This is a genomic window from Caballeronia sp. SL1002 (assembly GCF_057814995.1).
On the sequence record NZ_JBYMUW010000003.1, the window covers coordinates 126,431 to 147,851 of the forward strand.

22 protein-coding genes and 1 pseudogene are annotated in these 21,421 nt (G+C 64.7%); 18 read left to right on the forward strand and 5 right to left on the reverse strand.

The genetic code is table 11. From position 1 onward, the window contains the following. Positions 1-6: 6 nt before the first annotated feature. Positions 7-888: a GNAT family N-acetyltransferase gene (locus tag AC3D25_RS18030; protein ID WP_488889834.1), complete on the reverse strand. Its 882-nt coding sequence runs from the start codon at positions 886-888 to the stop codon at positions 7-9. Between the two features lie 361 nt (positions 889-1,249). Here AC3D25_RS18030 and AC3D25_RS18035 point away from each other — a divergent pair, with 361 nt between their 5' ends. The 12 genes from AC3D25_RS18035 to AC3D25_RS18090 all read left to right on the forward strand — a co-directional run bounded on the left by AC3D25_RS18035 (position 1,250) and on the right by AC3D25_RS18090 (position 15,323). Beyond that, positions 1,250-2,728, forward strand: a complete 1,479-nt coding sequence (locus tag AC3D25_RS18035) for an aldehyde dehydrogenase family protein (RefSeq protein WP_488889835.1) — start codon at positions 1,250-1,252, stop codon at positions 2,726-2,728. Positions 2,729-3,008: 280 nt separating this feature from the next. Beyond that, complete coding sequence (locus AC3D25_RS18040; protein WP_488889836.1) at positions 3,009-3,677, forward strand: haloacid dehalogenase type II; 669 nt, start codon at positions 3,009-3,011, stop codon at positions 3,675-3,677. Positions 3,678-3,751: 74 nt separating this feature from the next. Continuing rightward, positions 3,752-5,026, forward strand: a complete 1,275-nt coding sequence (locus AC3D25_RS18045) for an NAD(P)/FAD-dependent oxidoreductase (protein ID WP_488889837.1) — start codon at positions 3,752-3,754, stop codon at positions 5,024-5,026. 50 nt (positions 5,027-5,076) lie between these two features. Further along, positions 5,077-6,693 (forward strand): ABC transporter substrate-binding protein, encoded by a 1,617-nt coding sequence (locus AC3D25_RS18050; protein ID WP_488889838.1) that lies wholly within the window; start codon positions 5,077-5,079, stop codon positions 6,691-6,693. 131 nt (positions 6,694-6,824) lie between these two features. Then, positions 6,825-7,781, forward strand: coding sequence for an ABC transporter permease (locus tag AC3D25_RS18055; RefSeq protein WP_488889839.1), 957 nt, complete (start codon positions 6,825-6,827; stop codon positions 7,779-7,781). Then, complete coding sequence (locus tag AC3D25_RS18060) at positions 7,778-8,758, forward strand: ABC transporter permease (RefSeq protein WP_488889840.1); 981 nt, start codon at positions 7,778-7,780, stop codon at positions 8,756-8,758. The genes AC3D25_RS18055 and AC3D25_RS18060 overlap by 4 nt, the downstream gene beginning before the upstream one ends. Beyond that, positions 8,758-10,602, forward strand: coding sequence for an ABC transporter ATP-binding protein (locus AC3D25_RS18065; protein ID WP_488890454.1), 1,845 nt, complete (start codon positions 8,758-8,760; stop codon positions 10,600-10,602). Before AC3D25_RS18060 ends, AC3D25_RS18065 begins: the two co-directional genes overlap by 1 nt. Continuing rightward, positions 10,599-10,913 (forward strand): (2Fe-2S)-binding protein, encoded by a 315-nt coding sequence (locus AC3D25_RS18070; protein ID WP_488889841.1) that lies wholly within the window; start codon positions 10,599-10,601, stop codon positions 10,911-10,913. Before AC3D25_RS18065 ends, AC3D25_RS18070 begins: the two co-directional genes overlap by 4 nt. Further along, positions 10,898-12,313, forward strand: coding sequence for an FAD/NAD(P)-dependent oxidoreductase (locus tag AC3D25_RS18075; RefSeq protein WP_488889842.1), 1,416 nt, complete (start codon positions 10,898-10,900; stop codon positions 12,311-12,313). The genes AC3D25_RS18070 and AC3D25_RS18075 overlap by 16 nt, the downstream gene beginning before the upstream one ends. Beyond that, entirely contained in the window at positions 12,310-13,470 is a 1,161-nt protein-coding gene (locus AC3D25_RS18080; protein WP_488889843.1) for an NAD(P)/FAD-dependent oxidoreductase, read from the forward strand. The genes AC3D25_RS18075 and AC3D25_RS18080 overlap by 4 nt, the downstream gene beginning before the upstream one ends. After that, a complete protein-coding gene (locus tag AC3D25_RS18085) occupies positions 13,467-13,865 on the forward strand; it encodes a helix-turn-helix domain-containing protein (RefSeq protein ID WP_488889844.1) in 399 nt (132 codons plus the stop codon). The genes AC3D25_RS18080 and AC3D25_RS18085 overlap by 4 nt, the downstream gene beginning before the upstream one ends. Before the next feature lie 30 nt (positions 13,866-13,895). Beyond that, positions 13,896-15,323, forward strand: a complete 1,428-nt coding sequence (locus AC3D25_RS18090; RefSeq protein WP_488889845.1) for an aldehyde dehydrogenase family protein — start codon at positions 13,896-13,898, stop codon at positions 15,321-15,323. Between the two features lie 377 nt (positions 15,324-15,700). Here AC3D25_RS18090 and arsH read toward each other — a convergent pair whose 3' ends face one another. Genes arsH through AC3D25_RS18105 form a run of 3 tightly spaced genes read right to left on the reverse strand, consistent with a single transcriptional unit; the run spans position 15,701 to position 17,924 of the window. Continuing rightward, positions 15,701-16,465 (reverse strand): arsenical resistance protein ArsH, encoded by a 765-nt coding sequence (gene arsH / locus AC3D25_RS18095; RefSeq protein WP_488889846.1) that lies wholly within the window; start codon positions 16,463-16,465, stop codon positions 15,701-15,703. Further along, entirely contained in the window at positions 16,462-17,568 is a 1,107-nt protein-coding gene (gene arsB / locus AC3D25_RS18100) for an ACR3 family arsenite efflux transporter (protein WP_488889847.1), read from the reverse strand. The genes arsH and arsB overlap by 4 nt, the downstream gene beginning before the upstream one ends. Next, positions 17,565-17,924, reverse strand: a complete 360-nt coding sequence (locus tag AC3D25_RS18105) for an ArsR/SmtB family transcription factor (protein WP_488889848.1) — start codon at positions 17,922-17,924, stop codon at positions 17,565-17,567. Before AC3D25_RS18105 ends, arsB begins: the two co-directional genes overlap by 4 nt. Before the next feature lie 285 nt (positions 17,925-18,209). On the opposite strand from AC3D25_RS18105, the gene AC3D25_RS18110 reads away from it, so the two are divergent. The 4 genes from AC3D25_RS18110 to AC3D25_RS18125 all read left to right on the forward strand — a co-directional run bounded on the left by AC3D25_RS18110 (position 18,210) and on the right by AC3D25_RS18125 (position 20,076). Beyond that, entirely contained in the window at positions 18,210-18,566 is a 357-nt protein-coding gene (locus AC3D25_RS18110; RefSeq protein ID WP_488889849.1) for a 6-bladed beta-propeller, read from the forward strand. 15 nt (positions 18,567-18,581) lie between these two features. Continuing rightward, positions 18,582-18,782: a hypothetical protein gene (locus tag AC3D25_RS18115; RefSeq protein WP_488889850.1), complete on the forward strand. Its 201-nt coding sequence runs from the start codon at positions 18,582-18,584 to the stop codon at positions 18,780-18,782. Between the two features lie 198 nt (positions 18,783-18,980). Continuing rightward, on the forward strand, positions 18,981-19,625 hold the full coding sequence (locus AC3D25_RS18120; protein ID WP_488889851.1) for a hypothetical protein: 645 nt from the start codon (positions 18,981-18,983) through the stop codon (positions 19,623-19,625). Positions 19,626-19,908: 283 nt separating this feature from the next. Beyond that, the gene (locus tag AC3D25_RS18125; RefSeq protein ID WP_488889852.1) at positions 19,909-20,076 is read left to right on the forward strand and encodes a hypothetical protein; all 168 of its coding nucleotides are present in this window, start codon (positions 19,909-19,911) and stop codon (positions 20,074-20,076) included. Between the two features lie 161 nt (positions 20,077-20,237). Here AC3D25_RS18125 and AC3D25_RS18130 read toward each other — a convergent pair whose 3' ends face one another. After that, positions 20,238-20,723: a zinc ribbon domain-containing protein gene (locus AC3D25_RS18130; RefSeq protein ID WP_488889853.1), complete on the reverse strand. Its 486-nt coding sequence runs from the start codon at positions 20,721-20,723 to the stop codon at positions 20,238-20,240. Between AC3D25_RS18130 and AC3D25_RS18135 the strand changes: the two genes are divergently transcribed. Together AC3D25_RS18135 and AC3D25_RS18140 are read left to right on the forward strand one after the other, a co-directional pair. Then, positions 20,704-21,030, forward strand: coding sequence for a hypothetical protein (locus tag AC3D25_RS18135; protein ID WP_488889854.1), 327 nt, complete (start codon positions 20,704-20,706; stop codon positions 21,028-21,030). The genes AC3D25_RS18130 and AC3D25_RS18135 overlap by 20 nt on opposite strands. After that, a pseudogene (locus tag AC3D25_RS18140) lies at positions 21,008-21,387 on the forward strand (ATP-binding cassette domain-containing protein). Before AC3D25_RS18135 ends, AC3D25_RS18140 begins: the two are co-directional and overlap by 23 nt. Positions 21,388-21,421: the final 34 nt, after the last annotated feature.

The window sequence follows — 21,421 nt, forward strand, 5'->3', positions numbered from 1 at the left end:
GGCCGCCTAGCCGATCGCCTGATTGATGATGCCGAACTGCCGGTATTCACTTGCCTCGGCATGCGGCGTTGCTTGCGGCGCGTTGCGGACCATCCTTACGACCGTATCGACGCGCGGCAGGCCCATCTGGTCGAGCCAGCCGGCGAGGCCGCTATCGCCCGGCGTGTCGATGCGCACGAACACGCCCGCATTGAGCGCGAGCCAGTGGCTGATCAGCGCCTTGGCGCGGTTGGTATCGAGCGCATTCGTGCCGTCGTCGGCGGGCGCGACCACCGGGCCGATCGCGAAGCCACGGCCGAAGCGCCGGAAAAGCGCAAAGCCGACCAGCTTGCCGTCGCGATCGAGCGCGATACCGTCGGCAGTGGCGAGGAGCGCCGGGAGCACGGCGCTGCGATTGACGCCGCTCGCCTCTGACGCCAGCTCGACGAGGCGCGGCGTGTCGTTTGCGCCGAGCGGACGCAGCCGTTCGCCCGGCGGCAGCGACACGAGCGGCGGCTGGAAGGCCGCGCCCTGATGCTGGTCGAGCGTGCCGACAGCGCGAAAGCCGAGCTTTTCGTAGAGCGGCTGCCCGGCGACCGTGGCATGCAGCCAGGTGACGCGGCTGCCCAGTTCTTCCAGTACGAGCTCCATCAACCGGCGACCGATGCCGCGCCCTTGCTGCGCCGGCGACACGATGACCATGCCGAGCGACGCCTGATCGGCGCCATATTTCCAGCAGAGCGCCGTGCCGATCACGCCGCTCGCATCTTCCGCGACAAAGCCTGCGCCGAGCTGCGCGACGAAGCGCCAGTCGTCCGCGCGATGCGGCCATTTGAGTTCGACCGTCAGCGCGTGGGCGGCGGCGATGTCGTCGTCGGTGAAGGGTCTGTAGGTGATGGGATCGGACACGCCGGTCTCCTCTGTGACTGGACGACCTTACTTTGGCATTGGGTGTGCGTCGTTGACTAGGACGATCCTTCTGGCGGCGCGCGGCTGAGTCATTTCTTTTGCTGGCTCTTTTTTAGAGTCGCCAAAAAAACGTCAAGGTTTCAGAAACCTTTGGCCGCCCAGGTCTCGAAACTGCCCCCCAAAAGCCCGGCCCCTATAAACGAGCCGTTCGCTGGCCCATTACCACTGCAATCTGCTGCGCCGCCAATTTTGTCGGTGCGAAATGCGGCGGCATAAGTTCTACGATTCTTCATGGGCACGACGCCCCAAAAGCGGCGCGATCGCACGCCCCCTGTTGCCAGCTCATGAGGAACCTCGAAATATGGACAGCTTCAATCCGGACGACGTCGCGATTCGCAGCGGCCATTTCATCGGCGGTGAATATGTCGACCAGGGCGCGCGCCGTATCGATGTCGCGCGGCCGTCGGACGGTGTGGTCTACGCTTCGGTGCCGGTCGCCGATGCGGAAATGATCGACCGTGCCGTCGAGAACGCCTGGCAAGCCTTTCGTCACAGCGGCTGGGCACGCATGGCGCCGCGCGAACGCGCACGCATCCTGCGGCGCTTCGCCGACCTCGTCGCCGCCGACGTCGATTTCCTCGGCACGCTCGAAGCCGTCGGCTCGACGCGTCCGGTACGCGATGCCGTCGCCTGGGACGTGCCGTTCACCGCCGAAGGCATCCGCTTCTATGCGGAGTTCGCGGACAAACTCGGCGGCGACGTCGCGTCGACCGATCACGATCACCTCGGCATGACGATTGCGGAACCTTACGGCGTGATCGGGGCGATCGCGCCGTGGAATTTTCCGCTGGTAATGGCGTCCTGGAAAATCGCGCCCGCGCTCGCGGCGGGCAACGCCGTCGTGCTCAAGCCCTCGGAGATGACGCCTTTTTCGGTGCTCCGTCTCGCGGAACTGGCGGTGCAGGCGGGCGTGCCTGCCGGCATCTTCAACGTCGTGCAGGGCGACGGCCGCGTCACCGGCGACGCGCTCGTGCGTCATCCGAAAATCAGCAAGGTCACCTTCACCGGATCGACGCGCTCCGGCGCGGCGATCATGGCGGCCTGCGCGGAAACCGGCACCAAGCCGGTCACGCTGGAACTCGGCGGCAAGAGTCCGCAGATCGTCTTCGCCGACGCACCGCGTCTCGACGACGTCGCGCGCCGTATCGCCGGCGCCATCGCGGGCAACGCCGGGCAGGTCTGCGTGGCGGGCTCCCGGCTGCTGGTGGAGCGCAGTCTCGCGGAACCGCTCGCCGACAAGATCGGACAGGTTTTCGCGCAACTCAAGGCCGGCGCCACGTGGGCGGCGGGCACGACGCTCTCGCCGATCATCTCCGAGCCGCAGGCGGCGCGCATCGAGTCCATCGTGGCGCGCACCGTGACGGCGGGCGCGACTTTGCGCTATGGCGGCGCGCGGGCCGACGGCGGCGCGCCCGGCGCATTCTACGCACCGACACTCCTGACCGACGTCGGCGCGCATCACGAAGCGGTGCGCGAGGAAGTGTTCGGCCCGGTGCTGACGCTGCAGACTTTCGACACGGAAGAAGAAGCGCTCGCGCTCGCGCAGCATCCCGATTACGGGCTGGCGGCAGGCGTTCATACCGCCGACCTGGGCCGCGCGCTGCGGCTCGTTCGCGGACTGGAAGCCGGCACCGTATGGGTCAACCGCTACGGCCGCACATCGGATTTCATGATCCCGACCGGCGGCTACAAGCGTTCGGGGATCGGCAAGGACCTCGGGCGACAAGCCTACGAGGCCAATCTGCGCTTCAAGAGCGTGCTGATCGACATTCGTTCCTGAGGGCGCGTCTAGAGCCGCTTTTGAGGGCGCTTTCGAGGCGGCTTCTGAAGCGCTTGCTGAGGCCGTTTTCCGTGCGCCGAAGCCCCGCGCCGGGATGCCGAAAGCCTCGCCGCAGACTCTGCTGTGTGACCGCATCAAAACGCATGGTTTGTGTCGGCGGACACGCGCGAATCAGGGACATCTATGTTTTTGCGCTGATTAAATCTTCTCCACGCACTGCAGTTTTCAGTTTTCGCCACGGAGCTCACGTTGAGCTCACACCACCGATAGGACGGACAAAATGATCGAATTCGAGCCGAAGTACATTACCTTCGATTGCTACGGCACGCTCACGCGTTTCCATCTCGCCGACATGACGCGCGACATGTATCGCGACAAACTCAGCCCCGAAGATCTCGAGAAGCTGGTCAATTTCTTCTCGGGTTATCGCCGCGACGAAGTGCTCGGCGCATGGAAGCCGTACCGCGACGTGATCGTCAACGCGTTTCGCCGCGCCTGCAAACGCGTGAACGCCGAATTCGATGAAGCGCAAGCCGAGACCTTCTATACCGCCGTCCCGACCTGGGGTCCGCACGCGGACGTGCCGGAAGGCTTGTCGCGGCTCGCGAAGAAGTACAAGCTGGTGATTCTGTCGAATGCGTCGAACAATCAGATCCAGAGCAACGTCGACAAGCTCGGCGCGCCGTTCCACGCGGTCTTCACCGCCGAACAGGCACAGTCGTACAAGCCGCGCATGCCGGGTTTCGAATATATGTTCGACCAACTGAACTGCAATCCGGAAGACGTGCTGCACGTGTCGTCGAGCCTGCGCTACGACCTGATGACCGCGCACGACCTCGGCATTAAGCACAAGGCCTTCGTGAACCGCGGCCACGAACCGTCGACGCCTTACTACGACTACTACGAAGTCAACGACATCCCCGACCTCGCGACGCAACTCGGTTTGTAAGCGCAGCCGGCCGCGCTTTTTTTGCGACCCGCTTTTAGACCCGCACCGCGACTCAACCGCAAGGACTCTCCCGCATGAAGCTCGACTCCTACTGGCTCGATACCGCGCCGCCGCTCACATCGGCGAGCGAAGGCCCGGTCGACGCTCAGGCCGACGTGGTCGTGATCGGCGGCGGTTTCACCGGCTTGTCGGCGGCGGAAGCCCTGGGGCGGCGCGGCGCGTCGGTCGTGGTGCTCGATGCAGGGCGGATCGGCGGCGGCGCATCGGGCCGCAACGGCGGTCAGGTGAACACGGGCGTCGCGCAGGATTTCGCGGCACTGGTTACGCAGTACGGCGCCGAGCGCGCGCGCACGATCTATCGCGCGTTCGCGGATGCGGTCGATACCGTCGAGCGGCTGATCCGCGAAAACGGTATCGATTGCGACTATCAGGCGACGGGCAAGCTCAAGCTCGCGTCGAAGCCGCATCACCTTGCGCACCTGGAGAAGACGGCGGAGGTAATCCGTCGCGAAGTCGATACCAACATCGAATTGCTCGGACCCGAGCAGATTCGCGGCGAGGTGCAGTCGGACAGCTTCTACGGTGGACTGCTGCAACGGCACGGCGGCCAGATGCACATGGGCCGGTTCGTGGTCGGTCTCGCCGATGCGGCGGCGGCGCGCGGCGCGAAGCTGTACGAACACGCGGGCGTTTCGGGAATCGGCCAGGAAGCGGGCGGCTACCGCGTGATCTCAGCGCGTGGCGAAGTCCGCGCGAAGCAGGTGCTGGTGGCGACCGGACCCTCGCGGCACGGTCCGTTCGGCTGGTACCGCCGCCGTATCGCGCCGATCGGTTCATTCATCGTCGTGACCGAGCCGCTGCCGCCCGAACTGCTCGCGCAGGTCCTGCCGAACCGTCGCGCCTATACCACGACGCGGCTGATGCACAGCTACTTCCGCGTGACGCCCGACTCGCGGCTTCTGTTCGGCGGACGCGCGCGCTTCACCGCGTCCGAGCGGCCGTCGGATGAGAAAAGCGGACGCATCCTGCAGCACGCGATGGCCGCCATGTTCCCGATGCTCGCGCATGCGCGTATCGACTATTGCTGGGGCGGTCTGGTCGACATGACCGCCGACCGCCTGCCGCACGCAGGCCAGCACGAAGGCATCTATTACTCGCTCGGCTACAGCGGCCACGGTACGCAAATGTCGACCCACATGGGTCAGGTTATGGCCGACGTGATGGACGGCCGCGACGAACGCAATCCATGGCGCGATACGGAGTGGCACGCCATTCCCGGCCATACCGGCAAACCCTGGTTCCTGCCGCTCGTAGGCACGTATTACCGCATAAAAGACATTTTTTATTGATCGCCTAGCATCGATCACACAGCTACCCCTGTCACCCTCGCGGAGAAGTTATGCATAAGGAAAACTCGCAATACGGCGCCGATCCGATCGGCACAAGCCTTGAGCGGCTGACAGCCAAGGGCGCGTCGCGGCGCGACGTGCTGAGAAAGCTCGCGGCCGCCGGCATGGTGTCGCTCACGGGCACGAGCCTCCTCGCCGCCAGCGGCGAGGCGCTCGCCCAGGCAAAGCCCAAGCAGGGTGGCAAGATCCGGGTGGCTACGCCTTCTTCGTCCGCGGCCGACACGCTCGATCCGGCGAAGGGCGCGCTCGCGACCGACTACGTGCGCTGCAACATGTTCTACAACGGCCTGACCGAACTGGACGAACATCTCGGCGCGAAGATGGCGCTCGCGCAATCGCTTGAAACCACCGATGCGACGGTGTGGGTCGCGAAGTTGCGCACGGGCGTGCAGTTCCACGACGGCAAGTCGCTCACGCCGGCCGACGTCGTCTACTCGATCCTGCGTCACAAGGACCCGGCGACCGCTTCGAAGGCGAAGACGCTCGCGGACCAGATCAAGGACGTGAAGGCCACCGGCCCGAACGAAGTGACGATCACGCTGGAAGGCCCGAACGCCGACCTGCCGGTGATTCTCGCGACCTCGCACTTCCTGATCGTCAAGGATGGTACGAAGGAATTCAAGACGGCCGTCGGCACGGGTGCGTTCAAGGTCAAGGACTTCTCGCCGGGCGTGCGCACGGTGGGCGTGAAGAACGAGAAGTACTGGAAGCCGGGCATGCCGCATCTCGACGAAATCGAACTGATCGGTATCGCCGACGAATCGGCGCGCGTGAACGCGCTGCTCTCGGGCGACGTGCAACTGATCGCCCAGGTGAGCCCGCGCTCGACCACGCAGATCAAGGGGGCGGGCGGCTTCAGCGTGCTCGAGACGAAGACTGGCGAGTACACCGATCTGATCGTTCGCGACGAAGGCGGCATCACCGGCAATGCGGATTTCCGGCGCGGCATGATGTATCTGCAGGATCGCGAGCAGACGCGCCGCGCGGTGTTTCAGGGTTACGGCGCGATCGGCAACGACCAGCCGATCGATCCGACCAACAAGTACTACCTCGCGGGCCTCCCGCAGCGTACCTTCGATCCTGAGAAAGCGAAGTTCTACTTCCAGAAGGCCAAGCTCGGCAGCGCGCCGATCCAGATCTTCGCGTCGCCGGCGGCGGAAGGCTCGGTGGAAATGGCGATGCTGCTGCAGCAGGCCGCGCCGCAAGCGGGCCTGAACCTGCAGGTGTCGCGCGTGCCGTCGGACGGTTACTGGTCGAATCACTGGATGAAGCATCCGCTCGGCTACGGCAATGTCAACGCGCGCCCGAGCGCCGACGTGATTTTCACGCAGTTCTTCAAGTCCGACGCACCGTGGAACGAAGCCAACTGGAAGAGCCCGAAGTTCGACCAGTTACTGCTCGCCGCGCGCGGCGAACCCGACGACGCCAAGCGCAAGAAGATCTACGGCGACATGCAGGTGCTGGTGCATGAAACCGGCGGTCTCGGCATTCCGATGTTCCTGAGCTCGCTCGACGCGCATACGTCGAAGCTGAAGGGTCTCGGATCGATTCCGCTGGCGGGACTGATGGGCTTCATGTTCGCGGAACACGTCTGGCTCGACGCCTGACGCGGTATCGAGGCGGCCCGCCGGCGAGGTTCGCCGCCGGGCCTGTATCCGGTGACACGCACGGCAACACGCACAGCAACACGCATCCCCGCCGCAACGGGCGTGCAGCATCAACCAGAGGGCGGTCTTCGATGAAAGCACACTTGCAACGTCTTATCGCCGCGCGGCTCGGCGTCGCGCTGCTCACGCTGCTGCTGGTGTCGGCTGTGGTGTTCGCGATCACCGGACTCCTGCCGGGCGACGCCGCGCAACAGGCGCTCGGCCAGGCGGCCACGCCCGAGGCGGTCACCGCGCTGCGTCACCAGATGGGTCTCGACCAGCCGGCGCTGCAACGCTACGTGGAATGGCTCGTCGACATCGCGACCGGGAACTTCGGCATCTCGCTCTCGAACAGCCTTCCGGTGCGGCAGCTCATCGCCACGCGCATGCCGAACTCGCTCGTGCTGGCCGGACTCACCGCGCTGGTTTCCGTGCCGCTCGCGCTGCTGATCGGCATCTCGTCGGCGATGTTTCGCGGCTCGCTCCTCGACCGCGCACTCAACGTGCTGACGCTTTCCACCATCGCCGTGCCGGAATTCCTGGTCGCGACCATCGCCGTGCTGGTGTTCGCGGTCAAGCTGCGCTGGCTGCCCGCGCTGTCGTATCTGTCGGAGGTGTCGTCGTTCGGCGGGCTGCTGCGGATCTACGCGATGCCGGTGATGACGCTTTGCTGCGTGATCGTCGCGCAGATGTCGCGCATGACGCGCGCGGCCGTGCTCGATCAGCTCAATTCGTCGTATGTCGAAATGGCCGTGCTCAAGGGCGCTTCGCCGATGCGCGTCGTGCTGCGTCACGTGCTGCCCAACACCATCGGCCCGATCGCCAACGCGGTCGCGCTGAGTCTGTCGTATCTGTTCGGCGGCGTGGTGATCGTCGAGTCGATCTTCAACTATCCGGGTCTCGCGAGTCTGATGGTGGATGCCGTCACCAACCGCGACATGCCGCTCGTGCAGGGCTGCGTGATGGTGTTCTGCGCGGCGTATCTCGCACTCGTGCTGATTGCCGACCTGTGCCAAATCGTCTCCAACCCGAGGCTGCGTCAACGATGAACAGACCCGCCGTGCCTTCCACACCTCCGATCCCTCACGCCGGCACCGAGCTCTATGGCGTGTCGCGCGACGAACTCGTCGACGAGCCGCCCGTGGCCCCTGCCGCTGTTGCCGCTGACGTTGCCGCTTCGCCGGCCGCGAAAGCGGGCTTGTTGCGCCGCCTCGTGCGCCGCTTCTCGGTGCTCGGCCTGATCGGGGCCGTGCTGGTCCTCTTCTGGCTCGCGATCGCCTTCCTGGGTCCGCTGATCGCGCCTTACAAGGGCGGCGCGCTCACGTCCACCGAGATCTTCGGGCGTTACAGCGCAGCCTATCCGCTCGGCACCGATTACCTGGGCCGCGACATGCTGAGCCGGATTCTCTACGGCGCGCGCTACACGGTCGGGCTGGCGCTCGCGGCGGCGTTGCTGGCGAGCATCATCGGCACGTTTTTCGGGCTGCTCGCCGCCGTCTCGCCACGCTGGATCGACGAGGTTCTGAGCCGTCTCTTCGACGCGCTGATCTCGATTCCGAGCAAGGTGTTCGCGCTGGTGGTCATCGCCGCGTTCGGTTCGTCGATCACCATGCTCACCACGGTCGCCGCCATTGCCTACATTCCCGGCGCGTTTCGCATCTCGCGTTCGCTCGCGGTCAACCTGATGACGCTCGAATACGTGCAGGTGGCGAGAGCGCGCGGCGAAGGGCTTTTCTACATCGCGCGGGTCGAAGTGCTGCCCAACATGATCCATCCGATGCTCGCCGACTTCGGCCTGCGCTTCGTCTTCATCGTGCTGCTGCTGAGCGGATTGAGCTTTCTCGGCCTGGGCGTGCAGCCGCCGAACGCGGACTGGGGCTCGCTCGTGCGCGAGAACATCGGCGGCCTGTCGGAAGGCGCGCCCGCCGTATTGATGCCGGCTGTCGCGATTGCGACGCTGACGATCGGCATGAACCTGGTGATCGACAACCTGCGACGCCGCCGTCGCGACAAGGGAGGGGCATGATGACCGCGCGATGCATGATCGAAGTGAAGGGCTTGCGCGTGACCGCGGGCGTCGCGCCGGATGCGGTGGTCGAGATCGTCAAGGGCGTCGATTTCTCGGTGAACCAGGGCGAAGTGCTTGCGCTGATCGGCGAGTCCGGCTCGGGCAAGACGACCATTGCATTGTCGCTGCTCGGCTATGCGCGCGCCGGCTGCACGATTAGCGGCGGTTCGGTGCGGGTGGGCGACGTGCAAGTGCTGCAACTCGACGAAAAGGGCCGCCGAGCGATGCGCGCGCGCACCGTGGCGTATGTGGCGCAGAGTGCGGCGGCGGGCTTCAACCCGGCGCGCACCATCATGGATCAGGTGACGGAACCCGCGCTCCTGCATCGCCTGATGACGCGGGAAGCCGCCGAGGCGAAGGCAGTCGAGTTGTTTCGTGCGCTCGCGTTGCCGGCGCCGGACACCATCGGCACGCGTTATCCGCATCAGGTTTCCGGCGGCCAGTTGCAACGCGTGATGGCGGCGATGGCGCTCATCACGGACCCGGCGGTCGTCGTATTCGACGAACCGACCACCGCGCTCGACGTGACCACCCAGATCGAAGTGCTGGCCGCATTCAAGAAAGTCGTGCGCGAACTCGGCACGACGGCGGTGTACGTGTCGCACGATCTTGCCGTCGTCGCGCAGATGGCGGACCGCATTGTCGTGCTGAACGGCGGCGCGGTGAAGGAGAACGGCGCGGTGGCGCAAGTGCTCGACGCGCCTTCCGACGTCTATACGAAGCAGTTGCTCGCGGCGACGCGGCGTCCCGAAGTGGAACTCGTCACGCCGCCGCCGTCCGGCGTTCGCGTGCCGCCGCTCCTCGAGATTCGTGGGCTCGCCGCCGGTTACGGCAAGCTCGACCGCCACGGCGTACCGGCCGTGCGTGTGCTCGACGACATCAGCCTGTCGATCGCGCGTGGCAGCACGCTCGGCGTGATCGGCGAGTCGGGCTCGGGCAAAACGACGCTCGCGCGCGTGGTGGCGGGCCTCGTGGATCGCGCGCGCGGCGAGGTGCTGTTCGACGGCAAGCCGCTGCCGGCGCAGCTTTCTCGGCGTACGCCCGAGCAGTACCGGCAGATCCAGATCGTCTTCCAGAACGCCGATACCGCACTCAATCCGAGCCACAGCATTGCCGAGATTCTCGGCCGGCCGCTTGCGTTCTATCACCAGCAGCGCGGCTCCGATGCGAAAAAACGCATGCTGGAACTGCTGGATCTGGTGAAGCTGCCGGCGTCGATCGCCACGCGCTCGGCCGCCGGGCTGTCCGGCGGGCAGAAGCAGCGTATCAACCTCGCGCGCGCGCTGGCGGCCAGGCCCGCGCTGATTCTCTGCGACGAAGTGACCTCCGCGCTCGATACCGTGGTGGGCGCGGCGATCCTCGATCTGCTCGCGGAATTGCGGCGCGAGCTTGGCGTGTCGTACATGTTCATCAGCCACGACATTTCCACGGTCCGCGCGATCTGCGACGACGTGATCGTGCTGTACGCGGGGCATCGCGTGGAAGCGGGGCAGCGCGACGTGCTCGCCGCGCCCCCTTATCACCCGTACACGGGCCTGCTGGTCGATTCCGTGCCCGCGCTCAAGCCCGGCTGGCTCGATGCGCGCCGCGCGATCGGCACTGCCGCGTTGCCGCCGCTCGGGCCGAGCGCCGATATCGCCGAGCTGTGCGCGTTTCGCGCGCGTTGCCCGGTGCGCATCGACGGCAAATGCAATGTCACGCCGCCGTCGAGCAAGAAAGTGGCGTCCGGCGCCGAGATCCTGTGTCACCACTCGGTTGCGGAATTGAGCCGCCTGCAGACGCTGGAGGCGAGCGCGGCATGAGCGGACGATTCGTGCGAGTGGCGGAGAAGGGCCGCAAGACGTTCCCGATCGTGGTGGACGGCGTGGCGCGCGAGGCAGCGGAAGGCGACACGCTGATGGTCGCGTTGCTCACGAGCGTGGCGAGCCTGCGCGACTCGGAATTCGGCGACGGCCGGCGCGCGGGCTTCTGCCTGATGGGTGCTTGCCAGGACTGCTGGGTCTGGACCGCCGACGGCGAGCGCGTGCGCGCCTGCAGCACGCCGGCTGTGCCCGGCATGTCGATCGTCACCCGGCTCACCGAAAACGGAGGTGGCGTATGGCCGCGCGGGTGATCGTGATCGGCGCGGGGCCGGCGGGCGTGCGCGCCGCCGAAGCGCTAGTGGAAGCGGGGCTGCGCCCGCTCATCGTCGACGAAGGACGGTGCGACGGCGGCCAGATCTACCGACGCCAGCCGGAAGGGTTCACGCGCAGCTACGCCACGCTGTACGGCACGGAAGCCGCGCGCGCGGCCGCGCTGCACGAGCGTTTCGACGCGCTCAAGGGCAGCATCGACTACCTGCCGAACACGCTCGTCTGGAACATCTCGCCCAACGCCGTGCATCTGGTGGTGGAAGGCGCGCGTTATCGCTCACTTGCCTTCGACGCGCTGATCGTCTGCAGCGGCGCGACCGACCGGCTGATGCCGGTGAAGGGCTGGCAATACTCGGGCACCTACAGCCTCGGCGGCGCGCAGGTGGCGCTCAAGTCGCAGGGTTGCGCGATCGGCGCGCGCACGGTGCTGATGGGCAGCGGCCCCTTGCTGTACCTCGTGGCCGCGCAGTACGTGAAGGCCGGGGCGCAGGTGACGGCCGTACTCGATACGTCGACGTTCGCGCACCGGCTGGCCGCCTTGCCGAAGCTGCTCGCGATTCCCGCCGCCCTCGGCAAGGGCATCGCGCTGATGCGCGTGCTCAAGCGCGCTCGCGTGCCGGTCCATCGCGGCGTGCGGCCGCTCGAGATCAAGGGCTCGGCGCAACAAGGCGTGAGCGGCGTCGAGGTGGCGTTGCCCGGTGGCGCGCGTGCCGAGTTCGCCTGCGACGCGGTCGCGCTCGGCTATCACCTGCGCCCCGAAACACAACTCGCGGACCTCGCGGGCTGCGCCTTCGTCTTCGACGACAGCACGCAACAATGGCTCCCGCAAATCGATCGGGACGGCCGCAGCAGTGTGCCCGGCGTGTATCTCGCCGGCGACGGCGCGCGCGTGCGCGGCGCGGACGCCGCCGAGCGCGCGGGACGGCTTGCGGCACTTGTGGCTTTGCAGGACAACGGCGTCGCGGTGCAGGATATGGACGGCTTGCGGGCCGATCTCGCGCGCTTCACGCGCTTCGCGGCCGGGCTGCGCACGGCATTCCCGTGGCCGGCGGAACAGGCGGCGGCACTTCCCGACGACGCCATCGTCTGCCGTTGCGAAGCGATCACGGCGGGCGAACTGCGTCGCGTGGTGCGCGAGACGGGCGCGCAGGAAGCCAATCGCGCGAAGGCGTTTTCGCGGGTGGGCATGGGGCGCTGTCAGGGCCGCTATTGCGGGCACGCGGGCGCGGAAGTGATCGCGGCGGCGGCTTCGGTGCCGTTGTCGTCGGTGGGACGGTTGCGCGGTCAGGCGCCCGTCAAGCCCTTGCCGGTCGCGATGGTGGATGAAGCCGCGGAGCGCGCCGAGATCACAGAAGCACCGACCCGGGAGCTGAGCGAATGACGACACAGGAAGCCGATGTCATCGTGATCGGCGGCGGCATCATGGGCACGAGCACGGCGTTTTTTCTGCGCCGCCGCAAACGCTCGGTGATCCTGCTCGAACGCGGTCTGACGGGGCAGCAGGCGAGCGGGGTGAACTTCGGCGGCATCCGGCGGCAGGGCCGCGCGTTGCCGCAACTGGCGATGGCGAACCGCGCGCTGCGCACCTGGCAGCAATCGGCAGAATTGCTGGGCGAGGATATCGAGTTCCTGCCGTCCGGCCACACTCGCGTGTGCTATCACGGACACGACGTGGAGAACTTCGTGCGTTACGCCGCCGAGGCGCGCGACTACGGCCTCGAACTGGATGTGCTGCAGGGCGAGGCGATGTTCCGCCGCCTGCCGTTCCTCGGTCGCGAGGTGCTGGCGGCGTCGGTATCTCCGCTCGACGGCCACGCCAATCCGCGCCTCGCTGCGCCCGCGTTCGGCCGCGCGGCGGCGCGCAACGGGGCGCTGATCGTCGAGAACACCGAGATCGTGCGGGTGGAGAAGACGGGCGGGCGCTTTCGCGTGGAGAGCGCGCGCGGCGACGTCTATTGGGCGGATCAACTCGTGGTCTGCGCAGGCGCGTGGGCGAGCGAGCTGAGCGCGCAATTCGGCGAGCCTGCGCCGATCAAGGCGAGCGGCCCGCAAATGGCCGTCACCGAGCCGGTTCCGTATGTGTTCAAGTCGTCGATGGGCGTGTTCACGTCGGTCAAGGCCGAGAGCATCTACTTCCGGCAGATCCCGCGCGGGAACGTCATCGTGGGCGGCGGACCGGCGGGACCGGCCGACGCCGTCACGCGCCGCGCGTCGGTACTGCCCGCCAACACGGTGAACCAGCTCGCGCAGTTGCGCCGGCTCGCGCCGGGCATGGCGCCGCTGCACGTGATTCGCGTGTGGAGCGGCGTGGAAGGGTACTTGCCCGACGGCGAACCCGTCATCGGCCGCAGCGGCACGACCGACGGCCTCTTGTATGCGTTTGGCTTTTGCGGCTCGGGCTTCCAGATCGGCCCGGGCGTCGGCGAGACGCTCGCCGAGATCGCCGATACCGGCAGCACCGGCATCCCGCTGGACGCCTTTTCGATCACCCGCTTCGCCACGCAAGCGGCAAACCGTTCCGAGCCCGCGACCCAATGAAAGATACGAGCGCACTCAATGCCGCGCGCGCGTTCATCGACGCGCATTTCAACGAACCCGTGACGCTCGCGCAACTTGCCGCGCTGTCGGCGCTCAGCGTCTCGCGCTTCGCGACCGTCTTTCGCCAGCAATACGGACTGTCGCCGTACCGCTATCTGTGCGGGCTGCGCATCCAGCATGCGCAGACTTTGCTGCTCGCCGGCCTGCCGGGATCGGTGGTCGCGGCCGAGGTCGGTTTCTTCGACCAGAGCCATTTCGGCCGCCACTTCAAGCGTTGCTGCGGCATGACGCCGAGCATGTTCGTCGAGCGCGCGGCGGCCAAGCGCGCGAGCTACGGCACGCTTCCGGCCGCCGGGGCGAAGCAGGATCGCTTGCAAACGGCACGCTTGTGCTGAACCAACCTTTGACCCTCACGGACACCTGCCTTGAATAACACGCTGAAGTTCTATATCGACGGCCAGTGGGTCGAGCCGGCCGGACACGGCCGCCTGGCAGTGATCGATCCGTCCACGGAAGCGCAGATTGCCGAGATCGCGATGGGCGACGCGGTCGATGTCGACCGTGCGGTGGCGGCGGCGAAGGCGGCTTTTCCGTCCTTCGCCGCAACCACACTCGACGAACGGACCGCATTGATTCGCCGCATCCTCGAGGTCTACATGAGTCACCACGACGACATGGCCGAGACCATCTCGCGCGAGATGGGCGCGCCGCGCGAATTGGCGCGCACCTGGCAGGCGGGGATCGGCCGGCGGCACCTCGAACAGTTGCTGCGCACGCTGCCCGAGTTCGAGATGACGAAAAAGCGCGGTACGACACGGGTCACGCACGAGCCGGTCGGCGTCGTCGCGCTGATCACGCCGTGGAACTGGCCGATCAACCAGATCGTCTGCAAGGTCGCGCCGGCGCTTGCGGCGGGCTGCACGATCGTGCTCAAGCCGAGTGAAGTGTCGCCGCTCAACGCGCTGCTGTTCGCGCGCATTCTCGACGAGGCGGGTGTGCCGCCGGGCGTCTTCAACCTGATCAACGGCGACGGCCCGACGGTGGGCGCCGCACTTGCGAGCCACCCGGACGTGGACATGGTGTCCTTCACCGGTTCGACGCGTGCGGGCGTGGAAGTGGCGAAGCTTGCCGCGCCGACGGTCAAGCGCGTGCATCAGGAACTGGGCGGCAAGTCGGCCAATATCCTGCTGCCCGACGTCGATCTGGAACGCGCGGTGACGTCGGGCGTGAATGCGTGTTTCGGCAACAGCGGCCAGTCATGCAACGCGCCCACGCGCATGTTCGTGCCTGCCGCGCGTCACGCGGAAGCGGTCGAGATTGCGCGCCGGGCGGCCGAAGCGCACTGCGTCGGCCCGGCCGATGCAAACGGCACGACCATGGGGCCGGTGGTCAGCCAGTTGCAGTTCGACCGCATTCAGCGGCTGATCGGCATGGGTATCGAGGAAGGCGCGGTGCTCGTGACGGGCGGCCTCGGTCGTCCCGAAGGACTGGAACAAGGTTACTTCGTTCGGCCCACGATTTTTGCCGATGTGCGCCCCGACATGACGATCGCGCGAGACGAAATCTTCGGCCCGGTCCTCGCGATGCTCGCCTACGAGACGGTGGACGACGCCGTCTCGATGGCGAACGACAGCGTGTTCGGTCTTGCCGCCTACGTGCAGTCGGCGGATGTCGACGCGGGGCGCAAAGTGGCGTCGCGGTTGCGCGCGGGCAGCGTCTACCTGAACTATCCGGCGTGGGACCCGGGCGCGCCGTTTGGCGGCTATAAGCAGTCGGGCAATGGTCGCGAGTACGGTGAGTGGGGACTCGAGGCGTTTCTCGAAGTGAAGGCCGTCGTGGGGTACGGCGAGTGAGCCAGGGGCGTTGTAGCTTGAGGACGGACGCATCGTTCGCGAATGCGAAGGCACTCATCGACGAACTGCCGCCGGCGGCGCTTGCCTTCGGCTATCTCTTGTGCGGTTTTCGGACATCTCAAGGCAGGCGGTTATCAGGGTCCGCTTAGTGGAGAATGCGCTTTGCAGGGAGAGCCGCTCGCTGCCGTGCGTGCGAGCGCGGCGTGTTTGCGGCGCGCCTGGAGCGAGGCGTGACGTCCGAAAGCGACGCAGCTTTTAATGGCCGACAAGTCCGTTGGCTCGTCCGGCGAGTGCTCCCTCCCGCGAAATAGCCATGATGCGCGGAGGTCTAGTTTTCCGACCAGAAGTGCATCGCGCGGATGAGCGCGACGGTGCCACTATTCTGCTTCGCTGTCGTCGTTGTCGGCATTGGCCGCGTCGGTTTCATGGTCCATGGCAGTGGCGGCCAGTTGCTCCGCAAGTTCAGGATGCGCTTCCTTGCGTTCGCTGTAGCGATCAGTGAGATATTCGGAGCGGTCCCTGACGATCAGCGTGAACTTGAACAGTTCTTCCATTACGTCGACCACGCGGTCGTAGTATGCGGAGGGCTTCATTCGTCCGTCTGAGTCGAATTCCTGCCATGCCTTAGCAACCGATGATTGATTGGGGATCGTCACCATGCGCATCCATCGTCCGAGCACGCGCAACGCGTTCACCGCATTGAACGACTGCGACCCGCCAGACACCTGCATTACCGCGAGCGTGCGCCCTTGCGTCGGACGCACACCGGCACTCTCAAGTGGCAGCCAGTCGATCTGGTTCTTGAAAACGGCCGTCAGGGTGCCGTGACGTTCGGGGCTGCACCAGACCTGACCCTCCGACCACTCCGACAGCTTGCGGAGTTCTTCGACCTTTGGGTGATCCGCAGAAACGCTATCCACAATCGGAAGGCCATGCGGGTCGAATACTCGGGTTTCCGCGCCGAAGTGACGAAGGATCCGTTCAGCTTCGAGTATGAGTTGCCGGCTGTATGACGTGGGACGCAGCGACCCGTAGAGCAGCAGGATGCGCGGGGCATGCTGCGAAGCGGCGTGTGGCGTGAGCTTTTGCAGGTCGGGTGCATCGAGATGCGGACCACTGATGTTAGGCAGACCTTCGATCAATTTCTAACCCTCCGGCCTTCACTAGCCCGTTGCTTCAGGCTGTTGCTCGCCTCGTACCAGTGTTGTGACCGGTTTACAACGCCGACGACCAGCAGCATCACAGGCACTTCGATCAGCACGCCAACGACTGTCGCGAGCGCCGCACCCGACTGGAAGCCGAACAAACTAATGGCGGTGGCTACCGCGAGTTCGAAGAAGTTGCTCGCGCCGATCAGACTCGACGGTCCCGCCACGCAATGCGCGACGCCGAGCCGTCGATTGAGGAGATAAGCGAGGCCGGAATTGAAAAACACCTGAATGAGGATCGGGATCGCGAGCATCGCGATAACGAGCGGTTCCCGGACGATCGCCTGCCCCTGAAACGCGAACAGCAGCACAAGCGTTGCCAGAAGTGCGCAGATCGAATACGGACCGAGTTGCGCGATAGTCCGCTGGAAATGGGCGTCGCCTTTGGCAAGCAGGCGCTTGCGCAGCACTTGGGCCAAGATCACGGGGATGACGATGTACAGGCCGACGGAGATAATCAGGGTGTCCCATGGCACTGTGATTGCGGACAGTCCGAGCAGCAGTGCGACGAGCGGTGCAAACGCGACGATCATGATCGAATCGTTGAGTGCCACCTGTGACAGCGTGAAGTACGGATCGCCCCTGCACAGTTGCGACCAGACAAACACCATCGCTGTACATGGCGCTGCAGCGAGCAGGATCAGGCCGGCAATGTAACTGTCAAGCTGATCCGTAGGCAGCCACGGCGCGAACACGTGACGGATGAAGATCCAGCCCAGCAATGCCATCGAGAATGGCTTCACGAACCAGTTCACGAAGAGCGTCACGCCGATCCCGCGCCACTGGCTTTTGACCTGCGTCATGGCGGCGAAATCGATCTTGACCAGCATTGGGATGATCATCACCCAGATGAGTACACCGACCGGCACGTTGACGTGCGCCACCTCCATGCGACCGGCCGCCTGGAAGAGTTGCGGAAGAAGTTGTCCGAGCAGAATGCCGCTAACAATGCAGAGCGCGACCCAGATCGTCAGGTAACGCTCGAAAAATCCGATCGCCGCGCGCGCTGCGCGGACCGAGGTATCAGTGCTGCTCATTTCGGTCCTGCGAGAGTGTCCACGGACTTAGCCGGTGTGCAGCAGGCGGCAAGGTCGCTTGCCGAGCATGCGGCGCCGGCGCAGCAGTTCTCGGTGAGGAAACCGATCAAACCCGTCATGGCATCGAAGTGGGCGGTGTAGATGACAAAACGTCCCTCCTGTCGCGGCGTCACAAGGTCCGCGTGCGACAGGTCCTTCAGGTGAAAAGAAAGACTGGACGGGGATAGCCCTAACTGCTGCGCAATTTCGCCCGCGGCCATGCCTTCAGGCCCGGCGACGACCAGCAATCGAAAGATTGCGAGCCGCGATTCATGGGCTAAAGCGCTCAACGCGCACACAGCGAGGTTCGAGTTCATGCCCGAAATATAGGCCACGTATTTTGATATTTCAAGGATTATCGAAATGAAGAAGATATTGATGAGGTGCCAAAAATTAGATGTCGAAAGGCTTCCGCGACGGATGACATAAAGACTTTCGGTGCACCCAGGGAATCTGTTTTTTGGCCGCGTGCGAGTGTCGCCGTTCAGGCTTTAGCGGCCAGCAAGCAGCAACCCGAAAGGCGACTTAGCTATTCAGCGCTTTGTGCACTACGATTGCCTCTGCACGTCGGGTACGTTAATTACGCCAGTACCTGAGAGTAGGTGACATACCACACAGGAGACATCGGATACATCAGCGACGGCTATATCAACTCGCGCGTCGCAAAAGTGGATCGCGACGGCAACTGGATCAAGTCCTGGGGCGACCGCGGTACTGGCCCGGGGCAGTTTCATACGCCCCATAGCATCGCGCTCGACAGGAACGACAACGTCTATGTCGCAGACCGCAGCAACCGGCGCATTCAGGTGTTCGACACCGAAGGCAATTTCCAGCGGCAATTCACGATCGACGTTCCGGTGCCGCCTGATGCACGTCCGGCGATCGGCAACATGCCGGACGAAGCGGCAATCGCGGCCGGCACGTTTGCGCCAGGCTCGCCGTGGGCCATCTGCATCTAGCCCGGACCGAATCAGGTGCTCTATAGCGCCGACGCATTTCCAGGCCGTATCTACAAGATGACGCTCGACGGCAAGGTGCTCGGCGTGCTCGGAAAAGCAGGCAAGCAGCCGAAGCAATTCGGCTGGATTCATCAGATGGCGTGCCCATCGGAGAACGTACTGTTCGTCGCCGAACTGCTGAACTGGCGCGTGCAGAAGCTGGTTCTGCACGCTTGATTCGTGCTTGCATCGAGCTTGTCCGTCGCCGGCTCGGAGTTGGCGCTTGCTGGCATCCCCGCATTGCAGGTGCAAACGACCGCACCAGTGGAGCAGGTGCTATTGAGCCAACCGACGCACGTGAGAGAATGCAATCCCCGGCTCCGGTAGTGATGAGCCCGGGTATTTCGCGTGACCACCTTGCTGCAGAGAACATCAATGAAGAAAGGAAAGGCAAAACTTACCCGCCATGATGCCGAGCGGCTTTTCGAGGGCCTGCCTGCCGGAAACGCGAAAGCATCGAGCCGGCCCGAAAACCCGTTCGGAGACGCGGTGTTTGACGTGACCGCGCGCACGGACGACAAAGCCAAGCTCTGGAAAGACAGTCTCATCACGCTTCCTGTCGGGATCGAGTTGCCCGATGGCTACGAGTCGGTGCCTCGCCTCCGCGAGGAGATGGCGCGGGCGTGGCGCGTGAAGTGGGTGAGGGAGACCGCTAGCGGGGTTGTCGCTGAGTTTCCTGAAGGATGGACAGCCGTCCGCCCGGAAAGCGGCCCCATCGAGTTACGAGATCCGTCCGGCGTGGTCCGCGCCGTTTATGGATGGGCCGAGGATGCTGAGATGCGGATTCTGCCCCGGTATCTGGTCGAGTCACAGGCGAACAGTTCGAGCGGACTGGGCAGTTTGCTTGTCCGTGATCGCGGGAATGGGCAAGTCCTTGAGAGATCGTCGATCTGGTCTGCGGAAACGGGGACCAACCACCCAGATTGGAGCCGGCTGTCGACGTGGCTCAACGTGCGCTACCCGCAACATCGAAATCCGCTGCGTTACTGGGAAGATTGCGAAGCGAACATCCAGAACTGAGCTACTTTTTGGCGAGCTGCGCTCACATAGAACTGTTGCACCAGCTTGACGTAGGCGAGAAGCGGTCCCGGTCGGAATTCGCTTCACCGCTCCGAGCGCTTTCGGCGTGCTCGGTCATTACGTCTCGATTCCCTGACGAAGCGGTAGATGAACGATGGATTCGTTTAGACCGGGACAGAATCGGTCGCGCCCGGAATCACGTCAATCGCATTGACCGGTTGGAAGCAGCAGGAGGACGTGGATAGAACGCTCGCCCGCGCAACGCTTACAGCACCACAAGCGAGTGCAAATCGTAACCGGCGGCCTTGAGTTGCTTTTCAATGCCAACCGCTTCGGCGCGAAGCGATGCGGCTGTTTCCGCATCGCGCCGGGACATTTCCGCTGCCGCCGCTCGCGCCTGCAGGTCTCTGCATTGTGCAGCCATCTGACTTACATCCATGATTTCCTCTGACCGGTTAAGCGCTTTTGGCGCTGTCGATCGCGACTGGGATAACCGCGATATAACTGGTCATCGGACGAAATCGGGCGGAATTTAGCCCCAAGGCAAACTATTTTGTATCGGCTGCACCGCGCGCCGGGCGATTGGTATCCAATAACAACCCATTCCGATGCTCAATCGCAGCAGAAGCATTTCACGCGATGCCGCGCAAGATAGGCGACGTCGTCCGCAGGTTCGGCGTGCTCGCGTTGCGTCAACAGCGTCGGCATACCGTTTTTGACGCGCGGCGCAGGAGCGCCGCAGCGAGGGCACATCGACGGCTCGTCGCGCAAGGCGACGCTTCGCATCTGTTCGAACGCGCCGCAACTCGCGAATTGGAAGTCGTAGATCGACACGATCGGGCTACCCGTGCGCGCCCAACTCGCCGCGCGCGACGAACTGGCCTGGCCGGTGCCACCAACCCATTCACCATCGTCGATCAGCAGTTCGTTACGCAGCAGCACTTTCTTCACGCGACCCGTTACCTGATGGCCTTCGAACAGCGTGACATCGCAATCGCTGTGCTGCGTCTCGGCGGTGATGGTGTGCGACTCGTCGGGATCGAACGGGACGATGTCCGCGTCGCTGCCGATACCGAGCGTGCCCTTCTTCGGGAACAAGCCGCGCGATCGCGTCAACCAGTGGGAAGCGGCGCACACGCTCAACTTCAGCTACCTGGAAACGCTGCACTACGTGATCGTTCCGCCGACCTTCGGCTTCTTCGTGATGTTCATCAAAGACACTGCGCTCGCGTCGCAGATCGGCGTGATGGAACTGACGTCCGCCGGGAAAGTGCTCAGTAACGAGGGCTTTTCCGCATGGCTCGTGTACGGGGCGGTCCTGTTGCTGTATTTTTCGATGTCGTATCCGCTGTCGCGCTTCGGTAAGCGCATGGAGAAGAAACTTGCCGCAACTCGAAATCGTTGACCTGAAGGCGTCGTATGGGCCGCATACCTTGCTGGAGCGCATCAATCTCACGGTGGAGAAGGGCGAGATCGTGAGTCTCATCGGTCCGTCGGGTTCGGGCAAGAGCACAGTGAAGTCACCGCCGCGCTCGATCCGGAACTCGTGAACGAAGTGCTCGATACGATTCGCGAACTGGCGTCCGATGGCATTACGATGTTCATCGTGTCGCACGAGATGAGTTTCGTGCGGGAGGTGTCGTCGAAGGTCGTATTCATGGCGGGCGGCCACGTCGTCGAGACGGGCACGCCGCAGCAGGTTTCCGACGCGCCGCAGGAAGCGCGCACCCGCGAATTTGCCGGCAAGATCCTGCGACATTGAATGCTTCCGCACGCGGTCCCAGCGCGCTGAAATA